Source organism: Mesorhizobium sp. M0571 (genome assembly GCF_040320985.1).
In the GTDB taxonomy this organism is placed as follows: domain Bacteria; phylum Pseudomonadota; class Alphaproteobacteria; order Rhizobiales; family Rhizobiaceae; genus Mesorhizobium.
Map to the genome: position 1 here is coordinate 1 of NZ_JAMYQT010000008.1, position 17019 is coordinate 17019.

General features: G+C 63.5%; 15 protein-coding genes and 1 pseudogene. 12 read left to right on the forward strand and 4 right to left on the reverse strand.

Going from position 1 to position 17019, the window contains the following annotated elements:
- Nucleotides 1–718, reverse strand: a 718-nt coding sequence (locus tag NKI85_RS11825; protein ID WP_352776763.1) for an IS110 family RNA-guided transposase, incomplete at its 3' end; no start/stop codon positions are given.
- A gap of 315 nt (nt 719–1033) precedes the next feature.
- Between NKI85_RS11825 and NKI85_RS11830 the strand changes: the two genes are divergently transcribed.
- Both NKI85_RS11830 and NKI85_RS11835 read left to right on the forward strand, forming a co-directional pair.
- Nucleotides 1034–1939, forward strand: a complete 906-nt coding sequence (locus NKI85_RS11830) for an alpha/beta hydrolase (RefSeq protein ID WP_352776764.1) — start codon at nt 1034–1036, stop codon at nt 1937–1939.
- A gap of 200 nt (nt 1940–2139) precedes the next feature.
- Nucleotides 2140–2952, forward strand: a pseudogene (locus NKI85_RS11835) (MipA/OmpV family protein).
- Nucleotides 2953–2987: 35 nt separating this feature from the next.
- Here the strand turns inward: NKI85_RS11835 and NKI85_RS11840 are convergent.
- Complete coding sequence (locus NKI85_RS11840) at nt 2988–3203, reverse strand: antitoxin Xre/MbcA/ParS toxin-binding domain-containing protein (RefSeq protein ID WP_352531066.1); 216 nt, start codon at nt 3201–3203, stop codon at nt 2988–2990.
- A 70-nt stretch (nt 3204–3273) separates the two neighbouring features.
- Nucleotides 3274–3459, reverse strand: coding sequence for a hypothetical protein (locus NKI85_RS11845; RefSeq protein ID WP_352531068.1), 186 nt, complete (start codon nt 3457–3459; stop codon nt 3274–3276).
- A 43-nt stretch (nt 3460–3502) separates the two neighbouring features.
- Here NKI85_RS11845 and ileS point away from each other — a divergent pair, with 43 nt between their 5' ends.
- Together ileS and NKI85_RS11855 are read left to right on the forward strand one after the other, a co-directional pair.
- Nucleotides 3503–6493, forward strand: a complete 2991-nt coding sequence (gene ileS / locus NKI85_RS11850) for an isoleucine--tRNA ligase (protein WP_352531070.1) — start codon at nt 3503–3505, stop codon at nt 6491–6493.
- 195 nt (nt 6494–6688) lie between these two features.
- Nucleotides 6689–7369 (forward strand): hypothetical protein, encoded by a 681-nt coding sequence (locus tag NKI85_RS11855; RefSeq protein ID WP_352531072.1) that lies wholly within the window; start codon nt 6689–6691, stop codon nt 7367–7369.
- 72 nt (nt 7370–7441) lie between these two features.
- On the opposite strand, the gene NKI85_RS11860 is transcribed toward NKI85_RS11855, so the two are convergent.
- Nucleotides 7442–7894 (reverse strand): nucleoside deaminase, encoded by a 453-nt coding sequence (locus NKI85_RS11860; protein ID WP_352776765.1) that lies wholly within the window; start codon nt 7892–7894, stop codon nt 7442–7444.
- Nucleotides 7895–7970: 76 nt separating this feature from the next.
- On the opposite strand from NKI85_RS11860, the gene NKI85_RS11865 reads away from it, so the two are divergent.
- The 8 genes from NKI85_RS11865 to NKI85_RS11900 all read left to right on the forward strand — a co-directional run bounded on the left by NKI85_RS11865 (nt 7971) and on the right by NKI85_RS11900 (nt 17014).
- Nucleotides 7971–9917 (forward strand): pseudouridine synthase, encoded by a 1947-nt coding sequence (locus NKI85_RS11865; protein WP_352531076.1) that lies wholly within the window; start codon nt 7971–7973, stop codon nt 9915–9917.
- Complete coding sequence (gene rsmD, locus NKI85_RS11870; RefSeq protein ID WP_352531078.1) at nt 9898–10452, forward strand: 16S rRNA (guanine(966)-N(2))-methyltransferase RsmD; 555 nt, start codon at nt 9898–9900, stop codon at nt 10450–10452. The genes NKI85_RS11865 and rsmD overlap by 20 nt, the downstream gene beginning before the upstream one ends.
- 98 nt (nt 10453–10550) lie before the next feature.
- Nucleotides 10551–11915 (forward strand): M16 family metallopeptidase, encoded by a 1365-nt coding sequence (locus NKI85_RS11875; RefSeq protein ID WP_352776766.1) that lies wholly within the window; start codon nt 10551–10553, stop codon nt 11913–11915.
- A gap of 190 nt (nt 11916–12105) precedes the next feature.
- A complete protein-coding gene (locus NKI85_RS11880; RefSeq protein WP_352531112.1) occupies nt 12106–13464 on the forward strand; it encodes a M16 family metallopeptidase in 1359 nt (452 codons plus the stop codon).
- Nucleotides 13461–14324, forward strand: coding sequence for a patatin-like phospholipase family protein (locus NKI85_RS11885; RefSeq protein ID WP_352531082.1), 864 nt, complete (start codon nt 13461–13463; stop codon nt 14322–14324). The genes NKI85_RS11880 and NKI85_RS11885 overlap by 4 nt, the downstream gene beginning before the upstream one ends.
- Nucleotides 14325–14474: 150 nt before the next feature.
- On the forward strand, nt 14475–15086 hold the full coding sequence (locus tag NKI85_RS11890) for a cupin domain-containing protein (RefSeq protein ID WP_352531084.1): 612 nt from the start codon (nt 14475–14477) through the stop codon (nt 15084–15086).
- A 117-nt stretch (nt 15087–15203) separates the two neighbouring features.
- Nucleotides 15204–16142: an ABC transporter substrate-binding protein gene (locus NKI85_RS11895; protein ID WP_352776767.1), complete on the forward strand. Its 939-nt coding sequence runs from the start codon at nt 15204–15206 to the stop codon at nt 16140–16142.
- A gap of 74 nt (nt 16143–16216) precedes the next feature.
- Entirely contained in the window at nt 16217–17014 is a 798-nt protein-coding gene (locus NKI85_RS11900) for an ATP-binding cassette domain-containing protein (protein WP_352531088.1), read from the forward strand.
- Nucleotides 17015–17019 lie beyond the last annotated feature (5 nt).

The following is a 17019-nucleotide window of genomic DNA, read 5'->3' on the forward strand; positions in this document are numbered from 1 at the left end:
GGAACTGACCCGGATCAGCAACCGAGGCCGCCAACGCTGTGGCACCGATCGGGCCAATGCCAGGTATGGTCGATAGACGCCGTGCCACTTCATTCGTTCTTTGTTGGGCAAGGATCGACCGGTCAATGGTCTGGAGCCGGGCATGGGTGTTGAGCACCTGCTCGCACAGGATACACAGAATCTGCAGTGCCATTGCCGGTACGTCCAATGTGGATTTCTTCGCGGCTATCTGGCGCGCCAGCTTAAGCGCCCGCTCCAAACCTTGGGGAATGTCGATGCCGAACTCAGCCAACAGGCCGCGGATCATGTTCACGAGTTGCGTGCGCTGCTTGACCAGAAGATTGCGTGTGCGGTGAAGCGACAGGGCCGCCTGTTGCTCGGCCGACTTCATCGCCACGAAGCGCATGGTCGGGCGTGTTACCGCTTCGCAAATCGCTTCCGCGTCCACCGCATCATTCTTGCCGCGCTTCACATAGGGCTTCACGTAGGACGGTGGCATCAGGCGGACTTCATGGCCGAGCTCCGTCAGTTCTCGAGCCCAGTGATGTGCCGTCCCGCAGGCCTCCATGCCGATCAGGCAGGGTGGCAACTTGGTGAAGAACGGCAGAACTTGCGATCGGCGCAGGGCCTTGCGCACGACAACGCCCCCAGACGCGTCGACGGCATGAACCTGAAAAATGCGCTTGGCCAGATCAAGGCCCACGGTGGTAATCTGCATGGCGGATGGCTCCTTTGCTCGGGTTGCCTGACAGCAAACCCACTGTGGCACTCAGATGCCGGGAGCGGGAGCCATCCACCTCATCTGCTTTTGACCCGCAGCGGCCAAATATCAGATGGAATATTCGACCAGGTGCGGGGGGTGGGTCAGTGCTAAAAGATGACGAGCGGGTTTACGCGCGACCATGTCGTCCCGTGTAGTCGCCATGGCGCAATTATAACGAAAAATTCCCAGCGCTGGCATTGGCGCTTTATGGATGACGTGTGGCTGCTGCTGTCCGCCGTTTTCTACGCTTGATGAGGCTAGGGAAGCAAAATGGGCGATGTGGATGAACACCTCGATCTGACGGAGATTAACGCCGTCCGCCGGTTGTTGACGTCAAAGCCACGATCGGTGGGCTGGGACGAACGCCGGGCACGGCTCGACGAGGTTGGTTCGGTGTGGCCGATTGCGGACGACATCCGATGCGAGGATGCGGTTTTCGATGGGCTCGAGGGAGAGTGGTCCCTAGCGCCTGAGAGTGACAGGGATAAGGTTCTGCTCTTTTTCCACGGTGGTGGCTACTGCTCCGGCTCTCTCAAAAGTCATCGTCGAATGGTGACTGAGGCAGGTCGAGCAACGGGAATGCGCACCCTCGCGATCGACTATCGACGCGCACCGGAACATCCTTTCCCTGCGCAACATGAAGATGCACTCACCGCATGGCGCTTTCTGAGCCGGCAAGGGATCGCGCCGGATCGCATCGTGGTTGGCGGAGACAGTGCGGGCGGCAACCTCACCCTGTGCTTGGTCAGTATATTGTGCGCGGCAGGGGCGCGGTTGCCGCGATGTCTTTGGCTGGTTTCGCCATGGACGGACCTTTCGATGTCCGGCGCGACACTATCAACTAAGGACGCGATCGACCCTATCATCCACCGGGCGTATTTGGAGGAACTGGCAACCGCCTATGTTCCCCATGGCGTTGGTCGGAGCGATCCCCTGATCTCGCCGTTGTTCGCCGATCTGAGCGGATTTCCCCCAATGCTGATACAAGTCGGTTCGGCCGAGACGCTGCTGTCGGACGCAACTCGGCTCGCGGAAGCCGCTGGCGCGGCTGACGTCAAAGTACGTCTCGAAATTTGGCCGCATATGATTCACGCTTGGCCGGTTTGGAATGCGGGGTTGAGTGCCGGTTGGCGCGCTCTTCACAGCGCCGGCATGTTTGTCCGCGAATATTTATAACCCTTGGGTGAGGCGGCTGCTGGCGCATTCCAGATGTCTTGATCTGGGATCTTGGCGCACCATACAATTGGCTGCAATGCGGGACAGTTCGGCCAACGCCGCCAATGTTGCGGATATTAAGTCAAATTTTACCGAACTGGCGCCATGGCTTCGGCGAAGGCTGGTTGTGTCGGCCAACGTGTTCGACGTATGGAGTAACGATGCGGTCTGTCCCGACAATCCCGATGGTCTTGGCCGCTTTCATGCTCCGCGCGTGCGGCGTCGCCGAGGCCGGCGAGGGCACCTTCGGCTAGCTGTCCGGAGACTGGTACCTGACAGTCGGCGCCACCGGCATGGTCGCTCCGAATTTCGAGGGCGGCAAGAAGTACCTGCTCAGCGCCTCGCCGATCATCTCGCTCGGCAAGGCTGGCCCCGCGGCGCGCTTCGCCTCGCGCAACGACAACATCTCATTGGCGCTGATCGACGACGGCGGCGTCCGCGCCGGCCTGACCGGCAAGTTCCTGTTTTCCCGCGACGGTGGTGACGCCGATGAACTGAAAGGCCTCGACCCGGTGCGCTGGGGCGGCGAGGCCGGCGGCTTCTTTGAATTCTATCCTTTGGATTGGCTGCGCGCCCGCGCCGAATTGCGGCACGGCATTCGCGCCCATAACGGCTTTGTCGCCGACATCGCCGCCGACGCATTCTACGATGTGAGGCCGGACGTCAGGATTTCGGGCGGCCCGCGCGTTTCGTTCGCTTCGTCAGGGTACTTCGATGCTTATTATGGCGTTGATGCCGAGGAGGCCGCGGCCTCGGGGCTCAGCGAATATCATCCCGGCGGCGGCGTGAAGTCGGCGGGCCTCGGCGGCGCGGTGACCTGGGAAGTGACCGAGCCGATGACGGCCAGCCTGTTTGGCGAATATTCCCGCCTGATGGGTCCGGCCGCCGATTCCAGCCTGGTCAAGGAGCGCGGCGATCGCAACCAGTTCACGATCGGCGTGTCGACAACCTACCGCTTCGATTTCTCGATGTGATGTCGCAGGTTATATACTGTGCGCAGCCGCATGGCTCAGGCGACTATGCCGTAGGCGATGCGGTTGAGTTCCTCTTCCACAAGCATCGCACCTGTTTCGGATTGTAGGAGATTGATGGGCGCCTCGTTGAGCACCCGACTTCGCTTGCGCAGCCAGCGCTGCGCCCTTTCATGGTTGCCGAAAACACGATCCGCCATCGTTGAAATACGAAGTCGCAGGGCGCGTTCGGACTCGGTAATCGTCAGAGTCACATTTCGTTCCTTCCGGCGCGCTAACTGTGAAATGTAAACCGCAGTTGGTACATGCTCCTAGGAGGAAGCATCAGAGTTCGGGCTTTTCAATAGGGCCGGCCTCGTTTAAAAGCCCGGTCATGACGCACTTTATCAGCGCATTCGCGATTGCGATACGAATTACAGGCCCGGTGTTCCGGGCGGCCTGACCGCCGCCGGAGCCGCCGGGAATCTTGCGCGCGGCCTCTCGCGCTTTTTCCAGATCATGATAGTTCAACGCCCGGGCTCTTTTGCCGCCGGGCAACGCATATGGCAGACCAATGACTGATACCGATACCGCCGAGACGATCGACTACTCCAAAACGCTCTACCTGCCGCAGACGGATTTCCCGATGCGCGCCGGTTTGCCGGAAAAGGAACCGCTGCTGGTCAAGCGCTGGCAGGACATGGACCTTTACCGCAAATTGCGCGAAGACGCCGCCGGCCGCGAAAAATACGTGCTGCATGATGGCCCGCCCTATGCCAATGGCAACATCCATATCGGCCATGCGCTGAACAAGATCCTCAAGGACGTCATCACCCGCTCATTCCAGATGCGCGGCTATGACTCGAACTACGTGCCCGGCTGGGATTGCCACGGCCTGCCGATCGAATGGAAGATCGAGGAGCAGTACCGCGCCAAGGGCAAGAACAAGGACGAGGTGCCGGTCAACGAGTTCCGCCAGGAATGCCGCGAGTTCGCGGCGCACTGGATCAAGGTGCAGGGTGCCGAGTTCCAGCGGCTGGGCGTCGTCGGCGACTTCGACAATCCCTATACGACGATGGCTTTCCATGCCGAGGCGCGCATCGCCGGGGAGCTGTTGAAATTTGCCATGTCCGGCCAACTCTATCGCGGCTCCAAGCCGGTGATGTGGAGCGTGGTCGAGCGCACCGCGCTTGCCGAGGCGGAGGTCGAGTACCAGGACTATGAGTCGGATACGATCTGGGCGAAGTTTCCGGTCGTCAGCCTTGCTCGTCAGGTCATCAACGTCGAGGATGGGCAGCCAGCCTTGGATCCGAAGCTTACGGAGACGTCACTGGACCTGCTGGATGCCAACGTCGTCATCTGGACGACGACGCCGTGGACAATCCCCGGCAACCGCGCCGTCAATTACTCGCCGCGCATCAACTATGGTCTCTACGAGGTTACGGCGGCCGAGAACGCCTTTGGTCCCCAGCCCGGCGAAAAGCTGATCTTTGCCGAGAAACTTGCAGACGAGGCCGCCGGGAAGGCCAAAGTCACCTTGAATTGTCTTCGCAGCGTCGGCGCCGAAGAGCTTGGAAGCCTTACGCTTTCTCATCCCTTCAAAGGTTTGAATGGCGGCTACGAATTCCCCGTGCCGATGCTCGCCGGCGACCACGTCACCGACGACGCTGGCACCGGCTTCGTCCACACTGCGCCAGGACACGGCCGCGAAGACTTTGACGCTTGGATGGATGCGGCCTCTGATCTTCGCCAGCGCGGCATCGACACCGCGATCCCGTTCACCGTCGACAATGCCGGCTTCTTCACCAAGGACGCGCCGGCCTTTGGCCCGGACCGCGAGGGTGGGGCGGGGCGCGTCATCGACGACAATGGCAAGAAGGGCAATGCCAACCAGGCGGTGATTGACGAGCTGATCAATCACAATGCGCTGTTCGCGCGCGGCCGGCTGAAGCACTCCTATCCGCATTCATGGCGGTCGAAGAAGCCGATCATCTTCCGCAACACGCCGCAATGGTTCGTCTACATGGACAAGGAGCTTGGCGACGGCACGACGCTGCGCAGCCGCGCCCTGAAAGCCATCGACGATACCCGCTTCGTGCCGGCGGCCGGCCAGAACCGCATCCGCGCCATGATCGAAGAGCGCCCCGACTGGGTGCTGTCGCGCCAGCGCGCCTGGGGCGTACCGATCGCCGTCTTCGCCGATGCTGACGGCAATGTCCTGCGCGACGAGGCGGTCAACCAGCGCATCATGGACGCCTTCGAGAAGGAAGGTGCCGACGCCTGGTTCGCCGCCGGCGCCAAGGAGCGTTTCCTCGGCAATCACGATGCCTCGAAATGGCAGCAGGTGATGGACATCCTCGACGTCTGGTTCGATTCGGGCTCGACGCATGCCTTCACGCTTGAGGATCGGCCGGACCTGAAATGGCCGGCCGACGTCTATCTCGAAGGCTCCGACCAGCATCGCGGCTGGTTCCACTCCTCGCTGCTCGAAAGCTGCGGCACCAGGGGCAGGGCGCCCTACGACACCGTCGTCACCCATGGCTTCACCATGGATGAGGAGGGGCGGAAAATGTCGAAGTCGCTCGGCAACACCGTCGTGCCGCAGGACGTCATCAAACAGTCCGGCGCCGACATCTTGCGGCTCTGGGTGGTGACGACCGATTATTGGGAAGACCAGCGGCTCGGCAAGAACGTGCTGCAGACCAATATCGACGCCTACCGCAAGCTGCGCAACACTATCCGCTGGATGCTGGGCACGCTCGCCCATGATGATGGCGAGGAGGTGCCGCTGGACAAGATGCCGGAGCTGGAGCGGCTGATGCTGCACCGGCTCGCGGAGCTCGATGAACTGGTACGCTCGGGCTACGACGCCTTCGAATTCAAGCGCATCACCCGCGCGCTGCTCGACTTCATGGTGGTCGAGCTGTCGGCCTTCTATTTCGATATCCGCAAGGATGCGCTCTACTGCGAAGCGCCTTCCAGCGTGAAGCGCAAGGCTTCCGTGCAGGTGGTGCGCCATCTCTTCGACTGCCTGGTGAAATGGCTGGCACCGATGCTGCCTTTCACCATGGAAGAGGCTTGGCTCGACCGCCATTCGGATGCCGTCTCTGTGCATCTCGACCAGTTCCCGGAGATCCCGGCGGACTGGAAGAACGAGGCGCTGGCGGAGAAGTGGCGCAAGGTGCGGCAGGTCCGCCGTGTCGTCACCGGCGCGCTGGAGATCGCCCGCGCGCAGAAGGTCATCGGCTCTTCGCTGGAAGCGGTGCCGGTCGTCACTCTCGACGATGCCGCGCTCGAAGCGGCGATCGCCGATGTCGACATGGCCGAGATGGCGATCACCAGCGATCTGGTTATCGCGCACGGCAAGGCATCGGCGGGCGGCTTTACCCTCGACGACGTCAAAGGCGTCGCCGTGGTCGTCGAGAAGGCGGAGGACCGCGGCCTGGTGAAATGCGCACGCTCCTGGCGCTACACCGCCGATGTCGGCTTGGATCCGGAATTCCCGGATGTTTCGGCCCGTGACGCCGCTGTCCTGCATGAGCTGAAGGCTTTGAGCCGCCTTTGAGGCGGTGCACAAATGCCACGGCGGGCGGCCGATCAGCCCCCGTGCGTTGCCCTTAACGAGTGGTTGAGGTAAACACGCGAAACTCCGGACGACAAATTGTCGCCGGAATTCCGTCGGAAGAGCATAGGCGACGGGGACCGGACCTTTCTTTGGCCGGCGGCAATCGAGAGGCTGTCTACAGTGGGACTTTTTGGCATGACCGAGAGAACTTACGCGCGCGTTGCGCTGCTGGCGCCGCTTGTCGTATCGGGCCTTGCCTTGTCCGGCTGCATGGGCTCGCCCACTTACGGGACCGACAAGACCGCGGGCGCGCAGCTTGCCGGCGACCTCACCGGGGCTTTTTCCTTCGCACCCAAGGGCAAGAACAACATCGACTACAAGCCGAGGCCCGCGCTGGTAAAGCCGGGACCTGGGCAGAAGGAAGTGTTGCCGCCGCCTCAGGAAAGCATCGAGACGGCAAGCGCCGAATGGCCCGAATCGCCGGAGCAGCGCCGTGCCCGCCTGCGCGCCGATGCTACCCTGCATCAGGACGACCCGGCCTACCAGGCGCAGGTCGTCGATGACGTGCAGACGGATCCGGCGTCGGTCAAGGCCGCGCTGAAGCAGTCGGGCTCGAGCCACCCGCCAGCCTGGACTCCGGCCGATTCGGACAAGGGCCGCGCTGCGGAAATCATGCGCCGCAGGGCTGAAGGCAAACAGGGCGACCCGACCACCCGCAGATATCTGAGCGAGCCGCCGGTGCAATACCGCGCTGCCGCCGACACTGCGCCGCAGGGCGACCTTGGCGAGGACGAGTACAAAAAGGAACGCCGCCTCAAGAAGGAGGCTGCCGCCAAGAGCAAGAGCGGTGGCATGTTCGACTGGCTGCCCTGGTAGACTGACGGCGCCAGAGACTTGCTGGCCTGGATTTGGCTGGCTGGATTTGGATCGTCGGCCCGACCAGAAAAATCAGGGTCCGCGTCGCTCGCGAAAAAAGTCTTTCAGCAGTGCTGCTGCATCGTTCTCTGCCATGCCCGGATAGATGTCGGGTACATGGTGGCAGGTCGGTGACGTGAAGAAGCGAACGCCGTTGACCACCGCGCCGCCCTTTTCGTCGGCGGCGCCGAAATAGAGCCGCCGCAGCCTGGCGAAGGAGATGGCGCCGGCGCACATGGCGCACGGCTCCAGCGTCACATAAAGATCGTGGTCGCTGAGCCGCTCGCTGGAAAGCTTGCTGCAGGCTTCGCGGATCGCCAGCATCTCGGCATGGGCGGTGGGATCGGCGAGCTCGCGGGTGCGGTTGCCGGCACTCGCAACGACCGTATCGCCGCCGACGACGACCGCGCCAACCGGCACCTCGCCACGCTGGGCGGCGGCTTCGGCTTCTTTCAGCGCCAGCGCCATGAAATCCTGCCGCTTCACGCGGTTTCCATTCCGATTATCTCCTCGCCACTAGAGCGCGATCCTGTTACTACCCGCGCAAACGAGCAAAGGCCACATGGACGACAAAAACAAGAAATTCCCGCGCAGGAACGGCCCGAAGCCGGCCGGGCCGCGCGGTCGCGATAGCGCTCCCGGCAAGGGCGGCAAGCCGTCCTTCGGCGCCAAAAAACCCTACACTCCGCGTAGCGACCGGCCGGCGGCGGCCGAAGGCGAACGGCCGCAGCGCGACTTCAAGCCAAAGCGCGACTTCAAGGAAGGCGACCGGCCATTCAGCAAGGGACCAAGACCCGAAGGCAAGCCTTATGAAAAGCGCGAGGGTCCACGCAAGCCTTATGCATCGCGCGGCGACCGGCCAGCAGCGGCCGAAGGCGAGGGGCCGAAGCGCGACTTCAAAGGCGGCGACAGGCCGTTCAGCAAAGGGCCGCGTCCGGAAGGCAAGCCTTATGAGAAGCGCGAAGGTCCGCGCAAGCCCTACGCGCCGCGCGGTGACCGGCCGGCAGCTACGGAAGGCGAGCACGGCGAAAAGCGCTTCGACCGTCCCAAGCGTGACTTCAGTGATCGTCCTAAGCGTCATTTTGGCGGCGATCGGCCCCAAGGGACACAAAGGGCACAGGCGGCATCGGAGGATGGCTTCAAGCCGCGCCCGCGTCGCGTCGAGGCAACGGAAGAAGCCGGCGAACGCATTGCCAAGCGGCTGGCGCGTGCCGGCCTGGCCTCGCGCCGCGACGCCGAGGAACTGATCGCGGCCGGCCGCGTCAAGGTCAACGGCAGGGCGTTGTCCTCGCCGGCCTTCAACGTGATGCCCGGCGACATCATCCATCTCGACGGCATGGAGATCCCGCCGATCGAGCGCACGCGGCTGTTCCTGTTCCACAAGCCGGCCGGCGTGGTCACCACCAACCGCGATCCGGAAGGCCGCAAGACCGTCTTCGACGTGCTGCCGCCCGGGCTGCCGCGGCTGATGACCATCGGCCGGCTCGACATCAACACCGAAGGCCTGCTGCTGCTCACCAATGATGGCGGCCTGTCGCGCGTGCTCGAACTGCCGGCGACCGGCTGGTTGCGACGCTACCGCGTGCGCGTTCACGGCAAGGTCGAGGAAAGCGCGCTTGCAGGGCTGCGCGAAGGCATTGCCGTCGACGGTGTCTTTTATGGCGCCATCGAGGCGACGCTCGACCGCGAGCAGGGTTCGAACGCCTGGCTGACACTCGGCCTGCGCGAAGGCAAGAACCGCGAGGTCAGGAACATCCTGGGCGCGCTCGGTCTCGACGTGACGCGGCTGATCCGTATTTCCTACGGGCCGTTCCAGCTCGACGATTTGCCGGAAGGCCATGTGCTGGAGATCAAGGGCCGCGTGCTGCGCGACCAGCTCGGCGAGCGCCTGGTCGAAGAGTCCGGCGCCAATTTCGACGCCGATATCGCCAAGCCATTTTCCAACAAGCCGGTCAGGCGTGAGCGGGAGGAGGAGCCCGAGCGGCCGAAATTCACCCGCGACGGCGAACGCCGGCCGATCGGCGAGGGCGGCCTGATCAAGAACCGCAAGCGTCGCGAAGGCAGCCGCGACGAAGCGCTCGGCAAGCTGTCGACAAGCCCCGACAGGAGCTTTGGGCCGAAAAAGAGCTTTGGCGAGCGTGGCCCCAGACCTGAACGCAGCGACTTCGGGGACAAACCCCGTGGCGACAAGCCTCGTGGCGGCTTCGGTGGGAAGAAGTCCGAACGCGAGCAGCGGCCGATCGAGCCGCCGGGCCAGCGCAAGGCCAATGTCTGGATGGCGCCGGGCGCACGGCCGATTGGCAAGGGCAGGGCGGAGGCAGACGCCGCCAAGGCGGCAGAAAACAAGGCGCGCAAGGCCTCGTTCAAGCCGTCTTACGGCAAGCCCGGCGGCAAGCCGCAAGGCGGCGTTGCAAAGCCGTTCGGCAAACCGCGCGGCGAGCGCCCGGATGGCGGTGGCGACCGGCCGCGCGGCGGCCCGAAAGGAAGTAATGCGGATCGTCGGCGGTGAGCTTGGCGGGCGTCCGCTGGCGACGCCCCGCACCTTTGCCATCCGCCCGACCACCGACCGCACGCGTGAGGCGGTCTTCAACGTGCTGGCGCATCGCTTTCCCGAAAGACTGGACGGCGCGCGCGTGCTCGACCTGTTCGCCGGCACCGGCGCGCTCGGCCTCGAAGCGCTGTCGCGCGGCGCCTCCTACGCTGTCTTCATCGAGGAATCCGCCGAAGGGCGCGGCCTGATCCGCACCAATGTCGAGGCCTTCGGCCTCACCGGCCGCACCAAGATTTTCCGCCGCGACGCGACGGCCTTGGGCGAGGCAGGCACCATCGCCGCATTCGGCCTGGTCTTTGCCGATCCGCCCTATGGCAAAGGCCTTGGCGAACGCGCCTTGCGCTCGGCCAAGACCGGCGGCTGGCTCTCCCCCGGTGCGCTCTGCGTCGTCGAGGAAGCAGCGGCGGCGCCGTTCGAGGCAGGGCCGGGCTTTTCGATTGTCGACGAGCGCAACTATGGCGAGACGGTCATCCGCTTCATCGAGGCCGCCTGAGTTCGGCCTTCGCGATGGCGCCTTCAAAATGACGAACAATTCGCTTTGCCTCGACCAGCAACCCCGCCTATCGTCCCACCACCAAACCGGAGCCATCTATGACATTTCAGGCTGAATGGCTGCGCGGAACGCTCTTGGGGCTGGCTTTGGTGATGGCCGCTCCGGCTCTGGCGGATAGCAATCCTGACAACGGCGCAGCGACGGATTTCCTGCTCGACAACGGCATGGAAGTCGTCGTCATCCCGGATCACCGTGCCCCGATCGTCACCCATATGGTCTGGTACAAGATCGGCAGCGCCGACGAGCCGCCGGGCAAATCCGGCATTGCCCATTTCTTCGAGCATTTGATGTTCAAGGCGACCAGCAACCATGCGGCCGGCGAACTCGACCGCGCCGTCGCCGCCATCGGCGGCTCGGACAACGCCTTCACCTCCTACGACTACACCGCCTTTCACGAGACGGTGGTGCCGCAGGCGCTCGAGCAAATGATGGGCTTCGAGGCCGACCGGATGCGCAATCTCATCCTCAACGACGATGTCATCAAGACCGAGCGCGACGTCATCCTCGAGGAGCGCCGCTCGCGCATCGACTCCAATCCGCAGGCGGTGCTCGACGAGGAAATCGATGCCACGCTGTGGCAGAACCAGCCCTATCGCATCCCGGTCATCGGCTGGATGCAGGAGATGGAGAAGCTGAACCGCACCGACGCGATGGCCTTCTACAATAAATATTACACGCCCAATAACGCCGTGCTGGTGGTGGCCGGCGATGTCGAGCCGGAAACGGTCAAGGCGTTGGCCGAAAAGACCTATGGCAAGGTCGCGCGCGGTCCGGATTTGCCGCCGCGCATCCGCCCCGTCGAGCCGGAGCAGAACACCAGGCGCACGGTGACGCTGACCGATGGACGCGTCAGCGTGCCGAGCTTTACCACGCAGTGGGTGGTTCCGTCCTATCACACGGCAAAGCCGGGCGAAGCGGAGGCGCTCGACGTGCTGTCCGAAATCCTCGGCGGCGGCAACCGCAGCCGGCTCTACCAGGAGCTTGTCGTCAGGCAAGGCATAGCCGCGGCGGCCGGCGCCTTCTTCCAAGGCACCATGCTCGACGACACCAATTTCACCGTCTACGGCGCGCCGCGCGGCGACGCCAAGCTGGCCGACATCGAGGCCGCGGTCGACGCCGAGATTGCCCGCATTGCGAAAGACGGCGTCACCAGCGACGAGCTGGAAAAATCCAAGGACCGTTTCGTCCGCTCGATGATCTTTGCTCGCGACAAGCAGGAGGACATGGCCAACATCTACGGCTCGACGCTCGCCACCGGCGGCAATATCCAGGACGTCCAGCAATGGCCGGACCGCATCCGTAAGGTCACAGCCGATCAGGTCAAGGCGGTCGCTGCCCGCTATCTTAATCTCAACCACGCAACGACCGGCTATCTTCTGCCGCAAACCCAGGCTGGGAATTGATTTGATGATGAGCTTGAGCGTTGGCGCTGCCCCTCACCCGCCTGCCGGCATCCTCTCCCCGTATAATGACGGGGAGAGGGGCGCTCTGATCGACGATTTCGCCAACCGCCAGCGTTGCTGGAAGGGCGCCGCCGTTGCGGCCAGCCCACTTCTCCCCGTCACTATACGGGGAGAAGTGCCCGGCAGGGCGATGAGGGGCGGCGCCGACCTTGGCAATTGGCGCGCCGGCCCGCTTTTAGCAACCCTGCTCCTCTCCCTCGTCTTCCTCATCCTGCCGGCGCTTTCCGCTCGTGCCGCCATGAACATCCAGGAGGTGACCTCGTCGAAGGGCATCACCGCCTGGTTGGTGGAAGACTATTCGGTGCCGATCGTCGCCATCCGCTTCGTCTTCGATGGCGGCGCGACGCAGGATCCGCCCGGCAAGGAAGGGCTTGCCAATCTGATGAGCGGCCTGTTCGACGAAGGCGCCGGCGACCTCGACAGCGAGGCCTTCCAGATCAAGCTTGACGATGTCGGCGCCGAAATGAGCTTCGACGCGCAGCGCGACGGCATCTATGGCTCGATGCGCATGCTGGCCGAGCAGCGCGACGGTGCCTTCGACCTGTTGCGCGTGGCGGTCAACCAGCCGCGCTTCGACCAGGCGCCGATCGACCGCATCCGCTCGCAAATCCTGTCGGGCATCATCGCCAGCGAGCGCGATCCCGATACGCTCGCCCAGCGCAAATGGCTGGAAGCGATCTACGGCATCCATCCTTATGCGCGGCCCGACCAGGGCACCAGGCAAAGCATAGCGACGATCACGCCGGGCGACCTAAGCGCCTTCCACAAGGCGAATTTCGCCCGCGACGGCCTGCATGTCGCGGTGGTCGGCGCCATCGATGCCGAGACGCTGAAGCAGAAGCTCGATCTGGTGTTCGGCAGCCTGCCGGAAAAACAGGCGCTCACGCCGGTCGCCGACATCGACCTGAAGCTCGGCCAGCAGCTTGAGGTCGTTTACGACCAGCCGCAGGCCTCGCTGCAACTCGCCTATCCCGGCGTGAAGCGGAACGCGCCGGACTTCTTCGCCGCGGTGCTGATGAACGAGATTCTCGGCGGCGGCACCTTCACCTCGCGGCTGTTCGACGAGGTGCGCGACAAGCGCGGCCTGGCCTATAGCGTGAGCTCCGACCTCGTCGACCACCAGCACTCCGAGGCGCTGTCCATCACCACCTCGACCCGCTCGGACAGAGCCGCCGAGACGCTGGCTGTCGTGCGCGACGTGGTCAAGCGCATGGCCGAGGAGGGGCCGACCGAAGCCGAACTGGCGGCGACCAAGAAATACATGATCGGCGCCTATGCCATCAACAATCTGAATTCCTCCGGCGCGATCGCCGCAACGCTGGTCGAGCTGCAGCTCGACAAGCTCGGCATCGACTACATGCAGCGCCGCGCCGCGTTCATAAATGCGGTGACGCTGGACCAGGTGAAAGCGGCGGCAAAAAAGCTGCTCTCCGCCGAGCCGGCCGTCATGGTGGTCGGGCCGAAGCTCGGCGAGGCCGACAAGGAATGAGCCTGAGCTTCGGCATCGCCTTTGGTGGCGGCGGCGCGCGCGGGCTGGCGCATATCCATGTCATCGAGGCGCTGGACGAACTGGGCATAAGGCCGGCCGCCATCGCCGGCTCGTCGATCGGCGCCATCATGGGCGCCGGCATGGCCTCGGGCATGACCGGCAAGGACATCCACGACTATACGCGCTCGATCCTCGGCCGCCGCGCCGAAGTGGCGACGCGCATGTGGCGGGCGCGGCCCGGCACTTTTGCCGAGGCGATGCAGGGCGGCTTGGGCGTCAGCCAGTTCAATGTCGAGCGCATCCTCAAAGCGTTCCTGCCCGACGCCATCCCCGAGACCTTCGCCGAACTCAAAATACCGCTGAAGGTGACGGCAACCGATTTCTACGGACACAGGCTCGCCGTGATGGGCGAAGGCGAGCTGCATTCGGCGCTGGCTGCCTCAGCGGCGATCCCCGCGGTGTTCCGCCCGGTGATGCGCGACGGCAGGCTGCTGATCGACGGCGGCATCTACAATCCCGTGCCGTTCGACCTGATCGAGCTCGACGCCGACATCATCATCGCCGTCGACGTGGTCGGCGCGCCGACCGAGGCCGGGCGCAAATTCCCGACCTCCGTCGACTTGATGTTCGGCGCCACGCAGCTGATGATGCAGTCGATCATCGCCAGCAAGCTGAAGCAGAGCCGGCCCGACATATTGATCCGGCCTGCCGTGTCGAAATACCGGGTGCTCGATTTCATGAAGATCGATGCCTTGCTGGCCGAAACGGCCGACATCAAGGACGAGCTGAAGCGCGAGATCGAGAAGGCGGTCGAGGCCCGGGCCAAGTCCGAAACCAGCAAGCGCACCAAGCGGGTGTAAGGGTTGAACGCTGAGATTGCGTTTGCCGTGTCTTCAAACTGTCTGGTCATGGCCGCAGCATCGAAATCGACAGATAAGCGCTTGCAAATCGGCCGCTGCTGTCTTTTGCTCGCGCGAGAGTTGTCCTCTGACTGTTGTTGAGGCGAACGGATGAACAAAATCGATCGGCAACGGCCAGAGTCAGAAACAGACGCCACCCTAAATGCCGCGCGGCTCGGCACGCGGCTGCGCCTCGCCCGCCAGACGCGTGGCATGACGCTGAAGACGCTGGCTGCCGCCGCGAATTGCTCTGAAAGCCTGCTGTCCAAGATCGAGAACGGCAAGGCTTCGCCGTCCCTGCCCATGCTTCACCGTCTGGTTGAGGTTCTCGACACCAATATCGGCTGGATGTTCGAGCAGGTCGACGACGACGAGGCGATCGTGTTCCGCGCAGGCGCACGGCCGTTGATCGCGCTCGATGCGTTGCGGCGCGGCGAGGGCATCTCGCTCGAACGCATCATTCCGTATTCGTCCGGCCACCTGCTGCAATGCAACATCCATCACATCGAGGCAGACGGCGAGAGCGAAGGTCCGATCCAGCATGCCGGCGAGGAAGTCGGCTACGTGCTCGCCGGTCGGATCGAGCTGATTGTCGACGGCAAGATCCATGCTCTCGCCGCCGGCGATGCCTTCGTGTTCAGGTCGGAACTGCCGCATCATTACCGCAACATCGGCGAGGAACGCGCCAGCATTTTCTGGGTCAACACGCCGGCGACTTTCTGAGCGACGCTCCACGTTCATTTGGATTGACAAATATTCAAGTCTCTTGAATGTTTGCCTCGTGCCTTTAGCACCAACGGGACCGGCCGAGGTTTGGTCCGCAAGCAAGGGGAACCAAAAATGCGTCTGTTCAAACTTCTCGCCGGCTGCGCCGCCGTCATTGCCGTGGGCTCGGTAGCCATGGGATCGGCGCTGGCCGATACGTTCGCTCTCGTCAACATCAACCAGCAGGCCCTGTTCTTCAACCAGATCAACGACGGCGCGCAGAAGGCCGCCGACGCCGCCGGCGCCAAGCTGGTCATCTTCAACGCCAACAATGTGCCGAGCGCGCAAAATGACGCGATCGAGAACTACATCACGCAGAAAGTCGACGGCATCATTCTGGTCGCCATCGACGTCAACGGTGTCAAGCCGGCGATCACCGCTGCCAAGGCGGCCGGCATTCCCGTCATCGCCATTGATGCGCAGATCCCCGACGGCGACAACATTTCGTTCATCGGTGTCGACAACACCAAGGCCGGCGAGGATATTGGCAAGTTCTACGCCGACTATGTGAAGACCGAGATGGGCGGCAAAGCCAAGATCGGCATCGTCGGCGCGCTCAATTCGTTCATCCAGAACCAGCGGCTCGACGGCTTCAAGAAGGCGGTCACCGACAGCGGTGAGGCCGTCACCTTCCTCGACACGGTCGACGGCCAGAACGTCCAGGAGACCGCGTTGAGCGCTTCGGAAAACCTGATGACTGCCAATCCGGACATGACGACGCTCTATGCGACCGGCGAGCCGGCCTTGCTCGGCGCCGTTTCGGCGGTGACCAGCCAGGGCCGCACCGGTGACGTCAAAGTGTTCGGCTGGGACCTGACCAAGCAGGCGGTTCAGGGCATCGATGATGGCTGGGTGGTGGCGGTCGTCCAGCAGGATCCGGCCGGCGAAGGCAAGGCTGCGGTCGAAGCGCTGGGCAAGCTCAAGAAGGGCGAAAAAATCGATCCGATCATCAACATTCCGGTGACGATCGTGACCAAGAAGAATGTCGACCAATACCGCGCGATGTTCAAGTAGACTGCATCGGCGACCAATCCGCGGCGCCGCCTGAGGCGACGCCGCGGATGCTTTGCAAATCGCGTGGAACCCAGATGAGCAGTGGCCAGACTTACCGGGTGCGGATGAGCGGCATCTCAAAGCGCTACAACGCCATCCAGACGCTCGACGACGTGTCGCTGACGCTGAAGCCGGGCGAGGTGCTGGGGCTGGTCGGCGACAATGGCGCCGGCAAATCGACATTGAGCAAGGTGCTGTCGGGGGCTGTGGTTCCCGACGCCGGTACCATCGAGATCGACGGCAAGCCGGTGACCTTCAGCTCGCCGGCGGACGCGCGTGCGGCGCGCGTCGAGATGGTCTACCAGGACCTGTCGCTGTGCGACACGGTCGATGTCGCCGGCAACCTCTTTCTCGGCCGTGAGCCGCGCCGCCGCATCGCCGGCATTTCCTTTCTCGACAACAAGCGCATGCACGATGAGACGCGCCATATGCTCGATCGTCTCGGCATCGTCATCGCCGATACGCGGCTCAAGGTCGAAAACCTCTCCGGCGGGCAGCGCCAGTCGATCGCGATCGGCCGCGCCGCCTCGTTCGAGCCGGCCGTGCTGATCATGGACGAGCCGACGGCAGCGCTTGCCGTCGCCGAGGTTGAGGCCGTGCTCGAGCTGATCCGTGCCGTCAGCGCCCGCGGCGTCAGCGTCATTCTGATCACCCACCGCCTGCAGGATCTGTTCCTCGTCTGCGACCGCATCCAGGTCATGTATGAAGGACGCAGCGTCGCCGAGCGGCTGATTGGCGAAACCAATATCGAGGACGTGGTCAATCTGATCGTCGGCCGCAAGTTCAATGCGCGTTCCGCCACCCACGGCTATCGCGGTGGAGCGCCGGCATGAGCGAC

Bases quoted from the DNA above. Each gene is read 5' to 3' on its own strand.
- NKI85_RS11855 (WP_352531072.1), top strand. From the start codon at position 6,689: ATGACCGAGAGAACTTACGCGCGCGTTGCGCTGCTGGCGCCGCTTGTC.
- NKI85_RS11895 (WP_352776767.1), top strand. From the start codon at position 15,204: ATGCGTCTGTTCAAACTTCTCGCCGGCTGCGCCGCCGTCATTGCCGTG.
- NKI85_RS11830 (WP_352776764.1), top strand. From the start codon at position 1,034: ATGGGCGATGTGGATGAACACCTCGATCTGACGGAGATTAACGCCGTC.
- NKI85_RS11900 (WP_352531088.1), top strand. From the start codon at position 16,217: ATGAGCAGTGGCCAGACTTACCGGGTGCGGATGAGCGGCATCTCAAAG.
- rsmD (WP_352531078.1), top strand. From the start codon at position 9,898: ATGCGGATCGTCGGCGGTGAGCTTGGCGGGCGTCCGCTGGCGACGCCC.
- NKI85_RS11875 (WP_352776766.1), top strand. From the start codon at position 10,551: ATGACATTTCAGGCTGAATGGCTGCGCGGAACGCTCTTGGGGCTGGCT.
- NKI85_RS11880 (WP_352531112.1), top strand. From the start codon at position 12,106: ATGAGGGGCGGCGCCGACCTTGGCAATTGGCGCGCCGGCCCGCTTTTA.
- NKI85_RS11865 (WP_352531076.1), top strand. From the start codon at position 7,971: ATGGACGACAAAAACAAGAAATTCCCGCGCAGGAACGGCCCGAAGCCG.
- NKI85_RS11890 (WP_352531084.1), top strand. From the start codon at position 14,475: ATGAACAAAATCGATCGGCAACGGCCAGAGTCAGAAACAGACGCCACC.
- NKI85_RS11885 (WP_352531082.1), top strand. From the start codon at position 13,461: ATGAGCCTGAGCTTCGGCATCGCCTTTGGTGGCGGCGGCGCGCGCGGG.
- ileS (WP_352531070.1), top strand. From the start codon at position 3,503: ATGACTGATACCGATACCGCCGAGACGATCGACTACTCCAAAACGCTC.